Origin of the sequence: Chryseobacterium camelliae, assembly GCF_002770595.1 — a bacterium.
GTDB classification, from domain to species: domain Bacteria; phylum Bacteroidota; class Bacteroidia; order Flavobacteriales; family Weeksellaceae; genus Chryseobacterium; species Chryseobacterium camelliae.
Map to the genome: position 1 here is coordinate 1,409,526 of NZ_CP022986.1, position 15,848 is coordinate 1,425,373.

14 protein-coding genes and 2 tRNA genes are annotated in these 15,848 nt (G+C 40.7%); 9 read left to right on the top strand and 7 right to left on the bottom strand.

Features of this window, described 5'->3' with window-relative positions; translation table 11 throughout:
• Positions 1-148 precede the first annotated feature (148 nt).
• The 3 genes from CGB83_RS06395 to fbp form a co-directional block, all read right to left on the bottom strand.
• Positions 149-1,822: a glutamine--tRNA ligase/YqeY domain fusion protein gene (locus CGB83_RS06395; protein ID WP_100075071.1), complete on the bottom strand. Its 1,674-nt coding sequence runs from the start codon at positions 1,820-1,822 to the stop codon at positions 149-151.
• A gap of 587 nt (positions 1,823-2,409) precedes the next feature.
• Positions 2,410-3,411, bottom strand: coding sequence for an o-succinylbenzoate synthase (locus tag CGB83_RS06400; protein ID WP_100075072.1), 1,002 nt, complete (start codon positions 3,409-3,411; stop codon positions 2,410-2,412).
• On the bottom strand, positions 3,408-4,427 hold the full coding sequence (gene fbp, locus CGB83_RS06405; protein WP_100075073.1) for a class 1 fructose-bisphosphatase: 1,020 nt from the start codon (positions 4,425-4,427) through the stop codon (positions 3,408-3,410). Before fbp ends, CGB83_RS06400 begins: the two co-directional genes overlap by 4 nt.
• A gap of 321 nt (positions 4,428-4,748) precedes the next feature.
• Here fbp and CGB83_RS06410 point away from each other — a divergent pair, with 321 nt between their 5' ends.
• The 3 genes from CGB83_RS06410 to CGB83_RS06420 all read left to right on the top strand — a co-directional run bounded on the left by CGB83_RS06410 (position 4,749) and on the right by CGB83_RS06420 (position 8,031).
• Positions 4,749-5,987 (top strand): aspartate kinase, encoded by a 1,239-nt coding sequence (locus tag CGB83_RS06410; protein ID WP_100075074.1) that lies wholly within the window; start codon positions 4,749-4,751, stop codon positions 5,985-5,987.
• A gap of 22 nt (positions 5,988-6,009) precedes the next feature.
• The gene (locus CGB83_RS06415; RefSeq protein ID WP_100075075.1) at positions 6,010-7,851 is read left to right on the top strand and encodes a lysophospholipid acyltransferase family protein; all 1,842 of its coding nucleotides are present in this window, start codon (positions 6,010-6,012) and stop codon (positions 7,849-7,851) included.
• Between the two features lie 107 nt (positions 7,852-7,958).
• Positions 7,959-8,031, top strand: a tRNA-Phe gene (locus tag CGB83_RS06420).
• 189 nt (positions 8,032-8,220) lie between these two features.
• Here the strand turns inward: CGB83_RS06420 and tssD are convergent.
• Positions 8,221-8,625, bottom strand: coding sequence for a type VI secretion system tube protein TssD (tssD, locus tag CGB83_RS06425; protein WP_100075076.1), 405 nt, complete (start codon positions 8,623-8,625; stop codon positions 8,221-8,223).
• Positions 8,626-8,904: 279 nt separating this feature from the next.
• Between tssD and CGB83_RS06430 the strand changes: the two genes are divergently transcribed.
• Positions 8,905-8,977: transfer RNA gene (locus CGB83_RS06430), tRNA-Phe, on the top strand.
• 97 nt (positions 8,978-9,074) lie between these two features.
• Here the strand turns inward: CGB83_RS06430 and CGB83_RS06435 are convergent.
• Together CGB83_RS06435 and CGB83_RS06440 are read right to left on the bottom strand one after the other, a co-directional pair.
• The gene (locus CGB83_RS06435) at positions 9,075-9,647 is read right to left on the bottom strand and encodes a cysteine hydrolase family protein (protein WP_100075077.1); all 573 of its coding nucleotides are present in this window, start codon (positions 9,645-9,647) and stop codon (positions 9,075-9,077) included.
• 24 nt (positions 9,648-9,671) lie between these two features.
• Complete coding sequence (locus CGB83_RS06440) at positions 9,672-10,613, bottom strand: alpha/beta hydrolase (protein WP_100075078.1); 942 nt, start codon at positions 10,611-10,613, stop codon at positions 9,672-9,674.
• Positions 10,614-10,753: 140 nt separating this feature from the next.
• Between CGB83_RS06440 and CGB83_RS06445 the strand changes: the two genes are divergently transcribed.
• From CGB83_RS06445 to CGB83_RS06460, 4 genes are all read left to right on the top strand, one after another.
• On the top strand, positions 10,754-11,116 hold the full coding sequence (locus CGB83_RS06445) for a winged helix-turn-helix transcriptional regulator (RefSeq protein WP_100075079.1): 363 nt from the start codon (positions 10,754-10,756) through the stop codon (positions 11,114-11,116).
• 124 nt (positions 11,117-11,240) lie between these two features.
• Positions 11,241-12,416 carry a thioredoxin family protein gene (locus CGB83_RS06450; protein WP_100075080.1) on the top strand — a complete coding sequence of 392 codons (1,176 nt, stop codon included), beginning with the start codon at positions 11,241-11,243 and terminating at the stop codon, positions 12,414-12,416.
• A gap of 5 nt (positions 12,417-12,421) precedes the next feature.
• The gene (locus CGB83_RS06455; RefSeq protein WP_100075081.1) at positions 12,422-13,045 is read left to right on the top strand and encodes a DUF3575 domain-containing protein; all 624 of its coding nucleotides are present in this window, start codon (positions 12,422-12,424) and stop codon (positions 13,043-13,045) included.
• A gap of 1 nt (position 13,046) precedes the next feature.
• Complete coding sequence (locus tag CGB83_RS06460) at positions 13,047-13,253, top strand: hypothetical protein (RefSeq protein WP_100075082.1); 207 nt, start codon at positions 13,047-13,049, stop codon at positions 13,251-13,253.
• On the opposite strand, the gene CGB83_RS06465 is transcribed toward CGB83_RS06460, so the two are convergent.
• Positions 13,250-14,446, bottom strand: a complete 1,197-nt coding sequence (locus CGB83_RS06465) for an exo-beta-N-acetylmuramidase NamZ family protein (RefSeq protein WP_100077517.1) — start codon at positions 14,444-14,446, stop codon at positions 13,250-13,252. The two genes, CGB83_RS06460 and CGB83_RS06465, sit on opposite strands and share 4 nt — an antisense overlap.
• A 4-nt stretch (positions 14,447-14,450) precedes the next feature.
• On the opposite strand from CGB83_RS06465, the gene CGB83_RS06470 reads away from it, so the two are divergent.
• Positions 14,451-15,680, top strand: a complete 1,230-nt coding sequence (locus CGB83_RS06470) for an ABC transporter permease (protein WP_100075083.1) — start codon at positions 14,451-14,453, stop codon at positions 15,678-15,680.
• Positions 15,681-15,848: the final 168 nt, after the last annotated feature.

Here is a 15,848-nt window from a genome sequence, read left to right on the forward strand (position 1 = left end):
GCTCTTTTTTATTTTTAAGGCGGTTTGGTTGGCCAAATAAAAAAAGCGGGAGTGGAAGACGGAAAAAGCTGCCCAAAAAACTTCTTCATATAAAAAAAACAGGACTTATAATAAGCCCTGTCCATTTATAATATTATATAAATATTGTTTACTCCGGCTTATAAGAGTCTTTTAATGTTACAGTTCTGTTGAAGACCAATCTGTCCTCCGCAGAATCCTGGTCTTTTGTGAAATAACCAATTCTCTGGAACTGAAGGGGCTCACCCACAGCTGCATCTTTCAGTCCAGGCTCTGCAAATCCCTGCACTGAAGTTACGGACTCAGGATTGATGAAGTTGAGGAAATCCACCTCTTTCTCAGCGTCAGGCTGCTCTACGGTAAACAATCTGTCGTAATTCCTCACTTCTACCGGAATCGCATGCTTTGCCGAAACCCAGTGAATGGTTCCCTTAACTTTCCTGAGGCTTTCCTCCGTTCCGCTTCCTGATTTGGACTTTTCGTCATAAGTAGCGTAAATGGTTGTAATTTCCCCGTTCTCATCCTTCTCTACCCTTTCACCTTTGATGATGTAGGCAGATTTTAAACGGACTTCCCCGCCTAACTTGAGCCTGAAAAATTTATTATTGGCTTCTTCCTTGAAGTCTTCACGTTCAATATACAATTCCCGTGAAAACGGTATTTCCCTGGTTCCTGCATCTTCCTGCTCAGGATTATTTTCCGTTTCCAGCCATTCTTCTTTTCCTTCAGGATAATTTTCAATCACCAGTTTAACAGGGTCTACAACCGTCATGACCCTTTTGGCGACTTTATTCAGGTCTTCACGGACACAGAATTCCAGTAACTGGATCTCAATGAGGTTTTCCCTTTTGGCAACCCCTACTTTTTCTATAAAGTTCCTGATCGAGGCAGGGGTGTATCCTTTCCTTCTCATTCCTGAAATGGTAGGCATCCTCGGATCATCCCAACCGTTGACCACTTTTTCGGCAATCAGCCTCTGTAGTTTACGCTTGGACGTAATCATGTACGAAACATTCATCCTTGCAAATTCCCTTTGCTTAGGAGCAATCTTGGAATCGTCATATACCTGTTCCAGGTACCAATTGTATAATGGCCTGTGGTTTTCGAATTCCAGAGAGCACAGTGAATGTGAAACCTGTTCTATATAATCGGATTCCCCATGGGCCCAGTCGTACATCGGATAAATTTTCCATTCTGTACCGGTTCTGTGGTGAGGCCTTTTCAGGATCCTGTACATCACAGGGTCCCTCATATTCATATTCGGCGAAACCATATCTATCTTTGCTCGCAAAGACATGGAACCTTCGTCAAACTCACCGTTTTTCATTCTTTCAAACAGGTCCAGCGATTCTTCTGCCGGACGGTTTCTGTACGGTGATTCCACTCCCGGCTCAGCAGGGTTTTTGCGCTGTTCGGTAATCAGTTCGGAAGGCTGTTCATCCACATAGGCTTTTCCTTCTTTAATAAGCTGTACGGCCCAATCATAAAGCTGCTGGAAGTAATCTGATGTGTACAGTATTTTATCCCATTTGAACCCTAACCACTCAACATCTTTAATGATGGAATCCACGAATTCCTGTTCTTCTTTCTCAGGATTCGTATCGTCAAAACGAAGGTTAACGGGAGCGTTGTACTTTTCGCCCAGGCCGAAGTTAATGCAGATAGCCTTGGTATGGCCCACATGCAGGTAACCGTTTGGTTCAGGCGGAAAACGGAAACGGATCTGTTCTTTGTTCAGACCGTTTGCCAGATCATCTTCAATGATTTGCTCAATAAAATTGAGTGATTTTTTTTCTTCTTCCATGACTAGCTTTTTACATAAAAAAGGTCCACAAAGTTATGTAAAATTTAGGGTTTATGAAAAACTTCTTTTACAGCTATCCAGGAAGGATATATGACAGGCCTTTAGAACGCTGTCCTGTCACTGTCATATTTTTCTAATTTATGTGACATATTCAGACAGGATGGCTCTCCGGAAATAATAACCAATATGAACTGATAAAAATCACCTTTAAGAGAAAACTAAAGCGCAAATACCTATATTACAATACTTTAATACTAATAAGTCAATAAATCTACAAATTAACTCTAATTATTACAAATACCTGATATTCATTTAATTAATATAAAATATCGAGTTAAAAAACAAATCAGATAAAATATCTATTATATGAACATTTATAAGAAAAACCATTCAAATACATCGATTGGCATAGATATTGCAACACTTCCCTTTGTAGAGAAACACATGGTAACCAAAATTTCAAATAATGAAAAGTCTTAAGCTAAAGTTTTCACATTTTTTAGAAAACATTAAACGGGCCATTTTCGTGACCAACGAAATTTAATGGCCAGGATTACGGAAAATCAACACATTTCCGAAAAAATTTATTACTTAAAATAAAGCTGTTCGCCCTTAAGGTCCAAATAATTATCGAAATTATTGGTAAACAAGCCTCCCGTGCCTAAGCCCTGAGGCTTATTACTTTTTTTGGTATAGGTATATTGCGCTATGGCATTGAGGCCAATGTTGCTTTCAAGAGCAGAGGTAATCCACCAGTCAATATTCCGGTTTTCTGCCAGTTCTATCCATTCGTCACAGCCTCTGAAACCTCCCACAAGGGCAGGCTTCAAAATAATGTATTGTGACCTTATGGTTTCCAGCAATTCCACTTTTTCCTCTGTACCCGCAATTCCGATCAGCTCCTCATCCAATGCTATAGGGGTTGGCGTATTCAGGCAGAGTTCTGCCATGTGCATCCAATGGCCGGCTTTAATAGGCTGCTCAATAGAATGGATATCAAGGTCTGCCAGCTGCTGTAAAACAACGCCTGCCTGTTCTTTTGAAAATGCCCCGTTGGCATCTACACGCAATTCCAGGACGTCCCGTGAGAATTTCTCCCGCAGCTTATGCAGGATCCTGTGTTCAGACTGCCAGTCCGTCCCTATTTTAAGCTTGATGCAGTGAAACCCCTGGTCCAGTTTGTCCTGTATCTGCTCTTCCATAAACTGAACATTCCCCATCCAGATGAGGCCGTTAATTATAACCGGAACCTTGCGCTCCGTAAATTCGCTTGGAAAATACAGATTCCCGCCGTATTTCAGATTGAGCATGGCCTGTTCATAACCAAACCATATGGATGGATAGTCTTTAAGCTCTCCATATAAATTATCAGGGTGCTGATGAATATTAAGACAAAGCCATTGAAGCTTTTCTTCGTAATCCGGCCTGTCGTCAAAGCTCAGTCCCCTGAATAGGGCACATTCCCCTACTCCTTTGTTTCCCTGATCTGACACTTCAAGAATAAAGGTTTCTTTTTCATGCAAAACGCCTCGGGAAGTTCCTCCCGGGCGTTTAAATTCTAATAGATATCTGAAATATTCTGCTTTCATTCTTTCACACTGTCAATTCTCATAAATTCTTCTGCTTTTTCCACCATCTTGATATTCCCGCAGAAAAACGGTATTCTCTGGTGCAGTTCCGTGGGCTCAATTTCCAGGATCCTTCTGAAACCATCTGTAGCCTTACCGCCGGCCTGTTCTGCCAGGAGGGCCATAGGATTGCACTCATACAGCAATCTCAGCTTACCATTCGGCGCCTGAGAGTAAGACGGATAGATATAAATCCCTCCTTTAAGCATATTCCTGTGGAAGTCTGCAACAAGTGAGCCAATGTACCTTGACGTATACGGACGGTCACCTTCTTCCATCTGGCAGTATTTAAGATAATTTTTTACACCCTGAGGAAATTTGATATAATTTCCTTCGTTGATAGAATATATCTTACCATTCTCAGGAAACCTCATATTCGGATGGGAAAGGTAATAGGTTCCTAAAGAAGGATCCAGTGTAAATCCGTTCACACCGTTACCGGTAGTATACACAATCATGGTAGAAGAACCATACACTACATATCCTGCTGCAATCTGGTTGACCCCTTTCTGCAGGAAATCTTCGAGCTGAACCGGTGTCCCGGGTTCTGTCACCCTCCTGTAGATGGAAAAGATGGTCCCTACGGAAACATTGACATCAATATTGGATGATCCGTCCAGCGGATCAATCAGTACAACATATTTGCTCAGATGCCCGTTGCCCATGCACTTGATATCAATGAAATCGTCATTTTCTTCCGATGCAATCCCACAGACTACCTCCCTTTGTGATAAAGCAGTAATGAAAATATCGTTGGCCATTACATCGAGTTTCTGCTGCTCTTCTCCCTGTACATTCTGGCTGCCCACTTTTCCGATGATATCTGCAATCCCGGCCTTGTTAACTTCTCTGTTAACTACCTTTGAAGCCAGCCTTATTGCGCTGAGGAGCCGTGAAAGCTCTCCTGTTGAATACTGAAAATCGTCCTGCTTATCAATGATGAATTCCCCTAACGTCTGTAGTATCTGATCTGGCATATTTTGCTTTTTATGATTTGCCTCAAATTTCGTAAAATTTATAACATATGGAAATTTTTTAGAACAAAAGACACTAACCCCTGTTTTTCAAATATATACAGTGTTAAAAAGCATTTCATTCATCATTTTTGCACTGCTGTGCTTCACCTTTTAACAGGCTAAGAAAGTAAAAAGTAATGATATCCTGTCCAGTTTATATTTTAATAAAATCTTAATTCTGAGTTTTCGGCCTGCATTTTCATATCTCACCTTAAATTTATAATTTTGACAACCGAAAAAAACACCTGTATTTAATCTAACAATTTTATTTTTAATATTTTAATGAAAGTTTTCAAGTTTGGCGGCGCATCAGTTAAAGATGCCGAAAGTGTAAAGAATGTATCTATGGTGCTGAAAAGCCAGGGGTTTTCCAAATGCCTGCTGGTTATTTCCGCTATGGGTAAAACGACGAATGATCTTGAAAAAGTGGTAGAACTTTACTTCAAGAAAGATAACTATCAGGCCGAAATTGAAAAGATAAAACATAAACACATCGGTATTGCAGAAGGTCTTTTTAATGAAGGCCATGCTGTTTTTGCTGAAATCAATCTTTTTTTCGATGATATAGATTCTTTCCTGAGAAGAAACAAATCCCCGAACTATAATTTTGTCTATGATCAGATAGTAAGCTGCGGGGAAATGATCTCCACTAAAATTGTAAGCGAATACCTCAACGAAATCCAGTTTACCAACCAGTGGCTGGATGCGAGGGATTATGTAAAAACAGATAACTCTTACCGTGAAGGGGTTGTTGACTGGGATAAAACGGAAGAATTCATTTCTACCTTAAGCAGGGATATCTGCTATGTCACCCAGGGATTCATAGGTTCCGATGACAATAACTTTACCGTAACCCTGGGCCGTGAAGGTTCCGATTATTCAGGTGCTATCTTTGCCTACTGCCTGAATGCAGAAGCCATGACGATCTGGAAAGATGTTCCGGGTGTCATGACCGGAGATCCAAGGAAATTCCAGAACGTATCCCTACTTTCCCATATCTCCTACGAAGAAGCTATTGAAATGGCATATTACGGAGCGAGCGTCATCCACCCTAAAACACTGCAGCCTCTACAGCAGAAAAATATCCCGTTCTATGTAAAATCCTTTATTGATCCTACCAAAGAAGGAACAAAAGTAGGTGCTTCTGAAAAGAACCTGAGTGAAGAATCCTATATTTTAAAAGAAAACCAGACCCTACTGAAAATTTCTACCCGGGATTTTTCATTTATTGCAGAAGACCATATGAGCCTGATTTTCGGATATCTTTCCAAATATAAAATCAAAGTTTCCCTGATGCAGAATTCTGCCATCTCATTGGCCTTATGCCTGGAGGATAAATTCAACAATGCTGAAGAGCTGAATCTTGAGCTTCAGAAAGTATTCAAAACAGACCTGATTAAAAATGTATCTTTGTTTACGGTAAGAAATGCTAAGATGGACCATATCGATCAATTTTATCAGGAAAAAAACGTATTGCTGGAACAGATTTCCAAAAATACGCTTCAAATGGTAACACAATAAAACTAATAGCGACTAAACACACATGAGTTTAATTTCGAAAAACGATCTGATCAAAGCTTCCGGTTTAAGCAAACTTGGATTCCTCAAGAATCCGGTAGCCTCTGCCATCATGCGTATTGCCAAAATCAACGAGGTCAACAAACTGTATAATACCCTGAAGGACAAGGAAGGAAAAGACTTTTTCGACTCATTTGTAAGAGAAAGAAACCTCAGCTATATCGCTTTTGAAGAAGACCTTGCCAAAATTCCCAAAACAGGACCCTTTATTTTGGTCTCCAACCATCCGCTGGGTGCTATTGACGGAATTCTGATGTGCAAGATCCTTACGGAAGTCCGTCCGGATTTCAAGGTCATGGGCAATTTCCTGCTGGAAAAAATAAAGCCTATGGAACCGTATGTGATCTCCGTCAATCCTTTTGAAGGAAGAAAAGAAGCGTACAGCAGTTCTTCCGGAATGCGGGGAACCCTTAAGCATTTACAGAACGGAGGCTGTGTAGGTATCTTCCCTGCCGGGGAAGTATCCAACAAGAACAATCCATATGGTGAAATACTGGATAAAGACTGGGAGAAACCGGCGTTAAAGCTGATCCGTGCTGCAAAGGTACCAGTGGTCCCTATGTATTTCCATGCCAAAAACAGCCGTCTCTTCTATCAGCTGTCCAAATTGCATCCTAACCTTCAGACACTGATGCTGCCTGCGGAAATGATGAATGAGCGGGAAGATCCTATCAGGATCCGTTTCGGAAGGCCGATTTCAGTAAAAGCCATGGATGAAATGGAAACTATTGAAGAACTCGGCGAATTCCTGAAGCGTAAGGTATACATGATGAAATCCTATTATGAAAAGAGGAAATCGCTTGCCCAGGCCATCAACCTGAAAAACCTTTCGGTTAAGTTCCCTTTGCTGAAAGAAGAAAATATCGTCCAGAATATTATTGATGAAACCCCGAAAGAGGACATCCTTCAGGACATCCGCAAACTCAAGGATACGGATAAAATGCTTTTCAGGAACGGAAACTATGAAGTTTATTTTACCAATTATGAGGAGATACCTTCCATCATGAGGGAAATCGGACGCCAGCGTGAGCTGACTTTCCGTGCCGTTGGAGAAGGCAGTAACCTTCCGTTTGACCTGGATGAATATGATAAGAATTATCATCACCTTTTTCTCTGGGACAGCACGGCAGAACGCCTTGTAGGAGCTTACAGGATGGCGCTGGGTAAGGAAGTGATGAAGAAATCAGGCATTAAAGGATTTTATACAAGTTCCCTGTTTGAATTTGAGCAGGATATCCACCCTTTCTTCAAGAAAGTAATTGAAATGGGAAGAGCCTACATCTGCCAGGACTACCAGCAAAAGCCTTTGCCATTATTTCTTTTGTGGAGGGGAATCGTGCATGTATGCCTGAGAAACCCGGATCATAAATTCCTGATGGGCGGAGTGAGCATATCCAATAAATTCTCTGAGTTCTCAAAGTCCCTGATGATTGAATTCATGCGTTCCAACTATTTCGATTCTGCGGTAGCCCAATACATTACTCCGAGAAATGAGTATAAAGTAAAGCTCCGTGACCGGGATAAGCACCTGTTCTTTGACGAAATGGAATCTGACCTGAATAAACTGGATAAGATCATCGATGATCTGGAACCGGAACTGAGGCTTCCTGTCCTGATTAAAAAATATATTAAGCAGAATGCCAAGGTAATTGCCTTTAACGTGGACCCGAATTTCAACGATGCGATAGACGGTCTGATGTACATCAGGATCAGTGACCTCCCCGAAAGCACCATAAAACCGGTACTGGAAGAGATGAGCGAGCAGATCCGGAAGGAACAGGAAAATAATCCGGCTGAAAATCAATAGGTTTTTGATTTCTTCTAAAAAAACACGGTTAATATTTGCTTCATAAACAAAAACGCAGTACTTTTGCAACACTTTAAAACAACGAAGTAACACAACAACCATATAATGGTTTCTTAGCTCAGTTGGTAGAGCAATGGATTGAAAATCCATGTGTCCCTGGTTCGATTCCTGGAGAAACCACTTGAAAACCTCTGATGAGTCAGAGGTTTTTTTGTTTCTGCAATCAGCATCAGTTTCAAATGGAATACAGTTATGCTTACGTTTTTTTATTTGCTCAGATCCTATAAACCTGAACCTATTCAACAAAAAAAGCAGAATGAACACTGTATCCATTCTGCCTGATGTATCAATTGTATCCTGATTGATTTATTACATTGGCCATCCTCCGTGGTAAGAAGAGTTCCCAAGATCAATCTTTTCTGCGCTAACCACGAAACTGATGTACATGCTGTTATCGTCTACAGCATCAAAATCTACCTCGTGCTGGATTACGTATCCGTTGGTCCATTTCAGTGTTGTTAATGTTCCTTCTTCATGAGATTTGTTAAAGGTTACTTCTCCTTCGGTAGGCTTGTACTTACCGTTCAGCAAACTTTCAAGGATATCTGATTTGTCAGTCGCCTCTACAGTAATCTTGATGAGTGCATTGGAAGGATCTGATGCTACACGTCCGGAAACGTCTGTGGATCTCGATACGCTGTAGTTAAGTTTTAACAGCTTTTGTGCTTCACCGTTGTTGAATTTTAAAATTCCTCTTGAATTCATTTCTGCCATGATCTGTAAATTTTAATGGTTAATATTCTGTGATTGTTCTTTTGTATGCATCAAATTTAGATGGAATAACAATATGCAGGTACAAATTCCAGTTAAATTTTAAAAAGTGTAGTAGTTCTACGATTTTTCAAATCTCTGAATATGATGTCATTGAAATGATAAACCGGCAACAGCACAGCAATTATCTAAAAATTTAAACCAAATCACTTGCGTGGTATTGTAAAAAAATATACTTTTGCAACACTTTAAAACAATGAAGTAACACAACAACCATATAATGGTTTCTTAGCTCAGTTGGTAGAGCAATGGATTGAAAATCCATGTGTCCCTGGTTCGATTCCTGGAGAAACCACTTGAAAACCTCTGATGAGTCAGAGGTTTTTTTGTTTTAATCTGATATTTTCAAAGACCTCACAGACCCGTCAATTTATATAAGAGAATCATCAGATTTATTGTAATTCCAGTAACAATTTTCCTGAATCCCAGACGGTTGCAAACTCACCGTTTAAATTGGCGAGAGCGGTAAGGTGGATCAGTTCTGAATCATATTTCTCACCATTAATACCGATCCTGTCGAATGCAGCGGTTGCATCAGAAATTACGTAGGTTTCATACCCAAAGTTTCCTGCCATCCTTGCAGTGGTTGAAACACAATGATTCGTGGTGATTCCTGCGATGACGAGGGTTTGAATATGCTGCGCGTCCAGCTTTTCCTTTAAATCAGTCCCGATAAACGCACTGTTTACCTTTTTAGTGATAACAGATTCTCCGGAATGAGGCAGTACTTCATCACTGAACTGAAATCCGGGATGGGACTCATGAAGTCTTGAGTCCGGATTTGCGGAGCTGTGCCTGACGTGAAAAACAGGAAGCTCAAGTTCCCTCCACTTTTCCAGCAGCCTTGCACAGATTTTTTCTGCATCTTTATTATTCCTGTTGCCTCCCCAATACGCATCATCCAAAAAGCCTTTCTGTATATCAACCAGAATTAATGCCGGTTTCTTATCCCTTAGTTTACCCATAGTAATTTATTTTGAATATAACAATCAGAACATACGGTTGTAGAGGAATTCGTTGTACCGGTCAGTCAAAGAAGCTTCAAACAGGTCAAATACATGGATCGCTCCGGGAATCACCCACAGTTCAGTAGGCACTCCTGCCTGGTAAAGCAGTTGGGAAAATTCAATTGCTTCATCCCTTAAGGGATCAAGTTCGCAGGCAACGATGGTGGTTCTCGGAAGATTTTTAAAATCATCATAGTTGGTGAGGTCTGCATACCGGATGCCTTTATCTTTATCATCAGGCCCTAAAAAATGGGCCCAGGCAATTTCAGCATAGTTCCTGTTCCATATCGGCGCATCCGTAAACTCTTTCATGGAAGGCGTGTCAAGCCTGTTATGGATCACAGGATACAGTAAAAACTGATGTTTTATATTTTTAATATCCTGATCATTGGCCATTTGGCTGACTGCAGCTGCAAGATGTCCGCCTGCACTGCCACCGAAAACAGTGAGGTTTTCCGGATTAATTCCCAGCTGCTGTTTACCGTTTGTAATCGTCCATTGCAATGCATCAAAGCCATCCTGCACCGGAACCGGAAACCTGTATTGCGGAGAAAGCCTGTAATCTACTGAGATAATTGTAGCATGAAGTTTTACTGCGATTTCAAACATCTGCTTATCTACCTGTTCCGGAAGCCCGAAAATATACCCTCCTCCATGAAAATAGATGATCGTCCTGTTGCTGTCGAACTTTTCCGGCTGATAAATATGAAGCCTTATCTGATGATCGTCACCGGAACTTTTGACAAAAATATCTTGTACTGTGATATCACCAGGTGCTGTAAAAGGATATGTTTTTGCAAATGTCTCTTTTTCTTCCTGTACAAGTTCCGGATGATTCAGAAATTCATTTTCGTCTAATTCCAGTGAAAACGGAAAGCGATCTATGCTTTCTTTAAGGTCTTTATCGATTCTGTTTAAATCCATAATGCTTGTGTTTTTGAAATATAAAATTATGTATTTTTTATTTTTACCAATGGCGGTTTCTTTTATTGTGTAAATTTATATAATCAATATACAACGGTCAATAGGACGGTCAATTGTAAGAAACGAACAAAAATGTAAGTATGAAAATTAAAGAGTCTTCTACCAATCATGAAAATAAGAAGAATTTAGAACAAAGCTGCTCAGAGATCTACGCCGTAAATCTGATCAGCGGAAGATGGATTCTTTCCATCTGCTATTGTCTTAGACAAGGTACACTCAGGTTTTCCGAACTCAAAAGTAGGATGCCGAATATCAGTGAAAGAATGCTTACCATGCAGCTAAAAAAAATGGAAGAAGAGCAGTTGATCTCCAGAAAATTGTATGCAGAAATCCCTCCGAGAACCGAATATGAATTAACGGCAACAGGAAAAAAATTAATCCCAATTCTTGATGAGCTGGAAATATGGGGCAAAGAACATAAAAAGCTGAAAAACGAACTTTAATTAGAAATATGCTCAGGATATTAAATTGATCTGCATCGGAAAAACCCTAACAATAATTAACATAATACCTGGTAGCGGTTTACATGGAAATTAATTATCTTCGCCCTTTAATTTATTTGGAACAATGAAGAAGATCATCTCCGGATTATTTCTGTTTATAGGGGTATTGATATTTTCCCAGGAATCCATCCAGTTTCAGGATGTGCCTTTCAAAGATCTTATTGCAAAAGCGAAGAAAGAAAATAAACTTATTTTTATTGATGCCTATGCATCTTGGTGTGGCCCCTGTAAGATGATGGAGAGGAATGTATTTACCAAAAAATCCGTCGGAGATTACTTCAATACCAATTTTGTGAATGCAAGATTCGATATGGAAAAAGGCGAAGGAAGGGAAATTGCGGCCAAATTCGGAGTTCGCTCCTATCCTACCTACCTTTTCCTGAATGGTGACGGAGAACTTGTTTCGCAAAACTTCGGATATATGGAGGAAAGCCTGTTCCTATCGATGGCTCAGGACGTTAATTCACCCAACAACAAAAAAGGGTCTTTAAAAGACAGGTTTGCCAAAGGGGAAAAAGACCCGGAATTCCTGATCAACATTATGAAGCTGAACTCCGGTTCCGATTTTGATTTCGCCAAAAAAGCATCAGAAAGATATTTTGAAAATAAAAAAGCTGCCGATGAGCTTTCCAAAGAAGATATCGGATACCTTCTTTTTTTCCTTAAGTCGAGTGAAGATCCCAATTATAAGATTTTTACAGCAAGAAAAGCACAGATCATCCAACAGCTTCCTGAAGAAACATACAGGCAGTTTGACAACCAGCTGAAGCTTGCCAAAATTGTGGAACAGTCCATCGATGAGAAGACTAAAACCATTAACAGCGCTTATTTTATGAAAGCAGCGGAACCGTTGGTAGGCACCTATGATGCCACTCTAAAGCTTAATCAGACCAAACTGGCCTATTATAAGCAGAATGCCAATTTCCCTGAATATGAAAAGGCAGCCCTGGAATATTATAAAAATTCAGATTCTTTTGAACCGAATGAACTGCTGAAAGCGGCGTGGGTATTTTCGGAACATATAAAGAATCCGGCATCCCTGAAAAAGGCGGCTGAATGGGCGGAAAAATCCGTCATGAGAGGAGAGACATCGGAGAACACCTACATCCTTGCAAAACTGTATTTTTTAACCGGAAATATGGAAATGGCTAAAACCTATGCGGAAATGGCCAAGAAGATGGCCATCCAGTCCGGCAAAGATGACTCGCTTTCAGAAGATTTACTTAATCAGATCAAATAACACAGATGAAATATACTTTATTGACCGCAGCTTTCACCCTGTTGGTATACGGAAACATTCAGGCTCAGGAACAGGAGCCATCCAAAAGCCTTTACATCAAAGGAAATGCATTATTTATTCCTATAGGGGTTCTTAACGCAGGGGTGGAATACCAGCTCAGCAAGAAATATACTGTGCAGGGAGATATTTTTATTTCTCCATGGAAATCATTTGCAGGACATGAGTTTCAGTATTATTCAGTTTCCGCAGAAGGGAGGTATTATTTTGATGAAGCTTTCAAGCACTGGTACGTCGGAGCCAATATAGCAACTTCGGCTTTTGTACTGCAGAAGTGGAATTACTGGAAAGCCGGGGTGTACGAAAATAAAGAGACCGGCGAAAAGTTTGAGAATTCTGAACTGTACCAGAAAGGGCATTCAGTAATTTTCGGGATTACAGTCGGGTACCAGTTTAACCTTTCAGAACGGTGGAATATCGACATCTATGCCACTGCCGGGACATCCCAGGATTTTTACAAAGGGTATGAAAGAAGCACCGGAAGGCGCTACGATTCTGCCCAGAAGTTCAATAAGAGCGGTGAGATCCTTCCTTACAGAGGAGGGGTGATGATTTCCTATAAACTCAAATAATATGAAACTATTCGGACAAAAACACCTGATCATCTGTGCCATTACCTTTGTCATCCTTTTCCTGATGAATTATATCGGGAATGATCTGCCTGACAAGCTGCAGAGAGCGCTTTTAACGGCATTTGCAGGGGTAATCGGTTTATCTATTGGGCTTATCATCTATAACAGGGGCAAGAATGACAATCAGCCTCCTCAGAATTTTGATTAATCCTGATATACGACATACTTACTTCTGATCTTTTCGAACTTCTCAAGATCCGGCTGCCAGGATTTTTTAATCTCTGACACTGAAGTTCCTTTAATGATCTGTTTTCTCAGTTCATCTGTACCCGCAAGCTTATCAAACCACAGGTTTTTTAGGAAAAAATCCTGTTCAGGATTTTTATAATACTGGTATGCTTTGACTACCCATTCAAGGTTCAGCGCACGCAGGTCCTCAGGATACTCGGAAAGGTTTTCTCCATAACATAATTTACCGTTCAGGAACGGGTCTTTCGCTCCGGCATTTGGCTTTGGAATAAATGTATATGGCAGGCCTTTGGTCCAGGGAGAACCGTAAACCTGAAACGGAAGGGCTGTTCCTCTCCCTACAGAAACCTGGGTCCCCTCAAAAAAGCACAGGCTCGGATACAGATTGATCGACTGGTCATTCGGGAGATTCGGAGAAGGCTTGTCTGAAATAGCATAACGTTGTTTCTTACGGTAATTCTGCATTGGGATTAAGATATATTTAACCTGAATACCATTCTTCAGCCATTTTTCGCCATTCACCATTTTCCCGTATTCACCAATGGTAAGTCCGTAAACTACCGGAACTTCATGGAGACCTACAAAACTGGACCATTTCTTTTTCAGCACAGGTCCGTCTGTATATCCGTCATGGGGATTGGGCCTGTCCAGCACCATCACTTCAACATTGTTTTCAGCCGCAGCTTCCATAAGATAGGTAAGCGTTGAAATATAAGTATAAAACCGGACACCAACGTCCTGGATATCAAACACAACAATATCAATTCCTTTTAACTGTTCGGGTGTAGGTTTTTTGTTATTTCCGTACAGAGAAATGATAGGAATCCCGGTCTTGGCATCAGTGCCGTTCTTTACTGTTTCTCCCGCATCTGCATCTCCCCGGAAGCCATGCTCAGGAGCGAAGATGGCTTTGATACGGATGTTATTTTTAATCAGGAAATCTACCAGATAGGTTCTGTCATGCATCAGTCCGGTCTGATTGGTTACAACCCCAACTGTCTTATTTCTGAGCAGGGGAATGTATTTTTCCGGCTGATCCGCTCCTGTTGCAAAGCCGGATTCCTTCTGAGCCTGAGAATAATATTGGTTGAATACTCCTAAAAAAATTAGGCAAATAAAAAGTAAATTTTTAATTTTGAAATCTAAATTCATAAACTTGAGCTTTCCTTTATATTTCTCCAGAAAAATAGCGCTTTCCAAAGATAACAAAAATAACCTTTCGAGGGTGATTATCTTTATCGGCAGGCTCTCCGTGGCACTCGGAATCATTGTTTCCCTGATTACGGTTTCTACGGGTTTCGGCTCAAAAAAAGCCATAAAGGAAAGACTTGCTGATTTCAGCGGCCACATTACCATAAAATCCACGCGGTCCAATTCTTCCTACAATACTTCTGTCCTGGACAACAATGGCCTTGAGCTTAATAAAATCAAAGCACTGCCGGATGTGCAGAGCGTTCAGAAGTATGCTATGGTGACAGGGATTATGCGTAACGAACATAATTTTGCCGGCGTGATCTTTAAAGGAGTCGGCAAAGATTTCGACAGCCTGCGCTTCAAGAAATTCCTTATCGCAGGAACAACTCCTAAAATAACGGAACAGGGCTACAACAACGGCATTACCATTTCGCAGAAAGTAGCCAATGACCTTCACCTGAAAGTAAAAGACAGCATTGTCACCATCTTTTCAAAAACAGACCAGAAACCTGTCTACAGGAAATTTGAAGTGGTAGGCATTTACAAGACAGATATTAAAATGATTGATGACCAGTTTGTGATTGGCGACATCAACCAGGTCAGGAAAATCCAGGATATGAAACCGGATGAAGCAGGCGGAATTGATATTTTCCTCGATAATGTAAACGACATCGATGCTGTTTTTCCGGATGTTGAAAAACTGATCGGCTATAAAAACTATGCTGAAAAAGCAACTGAAAAGTATCCTCAGATTACTGACTGGATCAGCATTTTTGATACGAATATTGCCCTGATCATCATCATTATGCTAATCGTTGTTGTTATCAATATCATCATGGTCCTTTTAATCCTGATTATTGAACGCACCAATTCTATCGGACTTCTTAAAACGCTGGGCGCAAGCAATGGACAGATCCGTGCTACATTCATTAATTACACCCTGATCATTATGGTTCCCGGACTTTTATACGGTAACCTGATCGGCATCGGACTGCTGCTGCTTCAGAAGTTCCTGGGCATTATCCGGCTGAATCCTGAAAACTATTACGTCAGCACCGTTCCTGTAGACCTTAATCCTGTGGCGATCATTTCGATCTCCCTGGGAATCCTTCTTATTTCCGGTCTGGCCCTCATTATTCCGAGTTATCTGATCAGTAAGATTTCTCCGGTGAAGGCGATTAAGTATAATTAGGGGGTTAGACATTAGATATCAGATACTAGACTTCAGATTTCAGACTTCAGATATCAGACTTTAGGCAGGAGGTTTTGAGGGAAGGATAGCAAAGATGTTATCATAGTTCTGACCGATCACCAGTACCGGTTTGGTTTTTCATTATAATTTAAAGCCGTATCTTTGCAG

Excerpts from the sequence above, each read along its gene's own strand:
- CGB83_RS06395 (WP_100075071.1), bottom strand. The coding sequence starts at position 1,822 with ATGGAAGAAGAAAAAAAATCACTCAATTTTATTGAGCAAATCATTGAA.
- CGB83_RS06400 (WP_100075072.1), bottom strand. The coding sequence starts at position 3,411 with ATGAAAGCAGAATATTTCAGATATCTATTAGAATTTAAACGCCCGGGA.
- fbp (WP_100075073.1), bottom strand. The coding sequence starts at position 4,427 with ATGCCAGATCAGATACTACAGACGTTAGGGGAATTCATCATTGATAAG.
- CGB83_RS06410 (WP_100075074.1), top strand. The coding sequence starts at position 4,749 with ATGAAAGTTTTCAAGTTTGGCGGCGCATCAGTTAAAGATGCCGAAAGT.
- CGB83_RS06415 (WP_100075075.1), top strand. The coding sequence starts at position 6,010 with ATGAGTTTAATTTCGAAAAACGATCTGATCAAAGCTTCCGGTTTAAGC.
- tssD (WP_100075076.1), bottom strand. The coding sequence starts at position 8,625 with ATGGCAGAAATGAATTCAAGAGGAATTTTAAAATTCAACAACGGTGAA.
- CGB83_RS06435 (WP_100075077.1), bottom strand. The coding sequence starts at position 9,647 with ATGGGTAAACTAAGGGATAAGAAACCGGCATTAATTCTGGTTGATATA.
- CGB83_RS06440 (WP_100075078.1), bottom strand. The coding sequence starts at position 10,613 with ATGGATTTAAACAGAATCGATAAAGACCTTAAAGAAAGCATAGATCGC.
- CGB83_RS06445 (WP_100075079.1), top strand. The coding sequence starts at position 10,754 with ATGAAAATTAAAGAGTCTTCTACCAATCATGAAAATAAGAAGAATTTA.
- CGB83_RS06450 (WP_100075080.1), top strand. The coding sequence starts at position 11,241 with ATGAAGAAGATCATCTCCGGATTATTTCTGTTTATAGGGGTATTGATA.
- CGB83_RS06455 (WP_100075081.1), top strand. The coding sequence starts at position 12,422 with ATGAAATATACTTTATTGACCGCAGCTTTCACCCTGTTGGTATACGGA.
- CGB83_RS06460 (WP_100075082.1), top strand. The coding sequence starts at position 13,047 with ATGAAACTATTCGGACAAAAACACCTGATCATCTGTGCCATTACCTTT.
- CGB83_RS06465 (WP_100077517.1), bottom strand. The coding sequence starts at position 14,446 with ATGAATTTAGATTTCAAAATTAAAAATTTACTTTTTATTTGCCTAATT.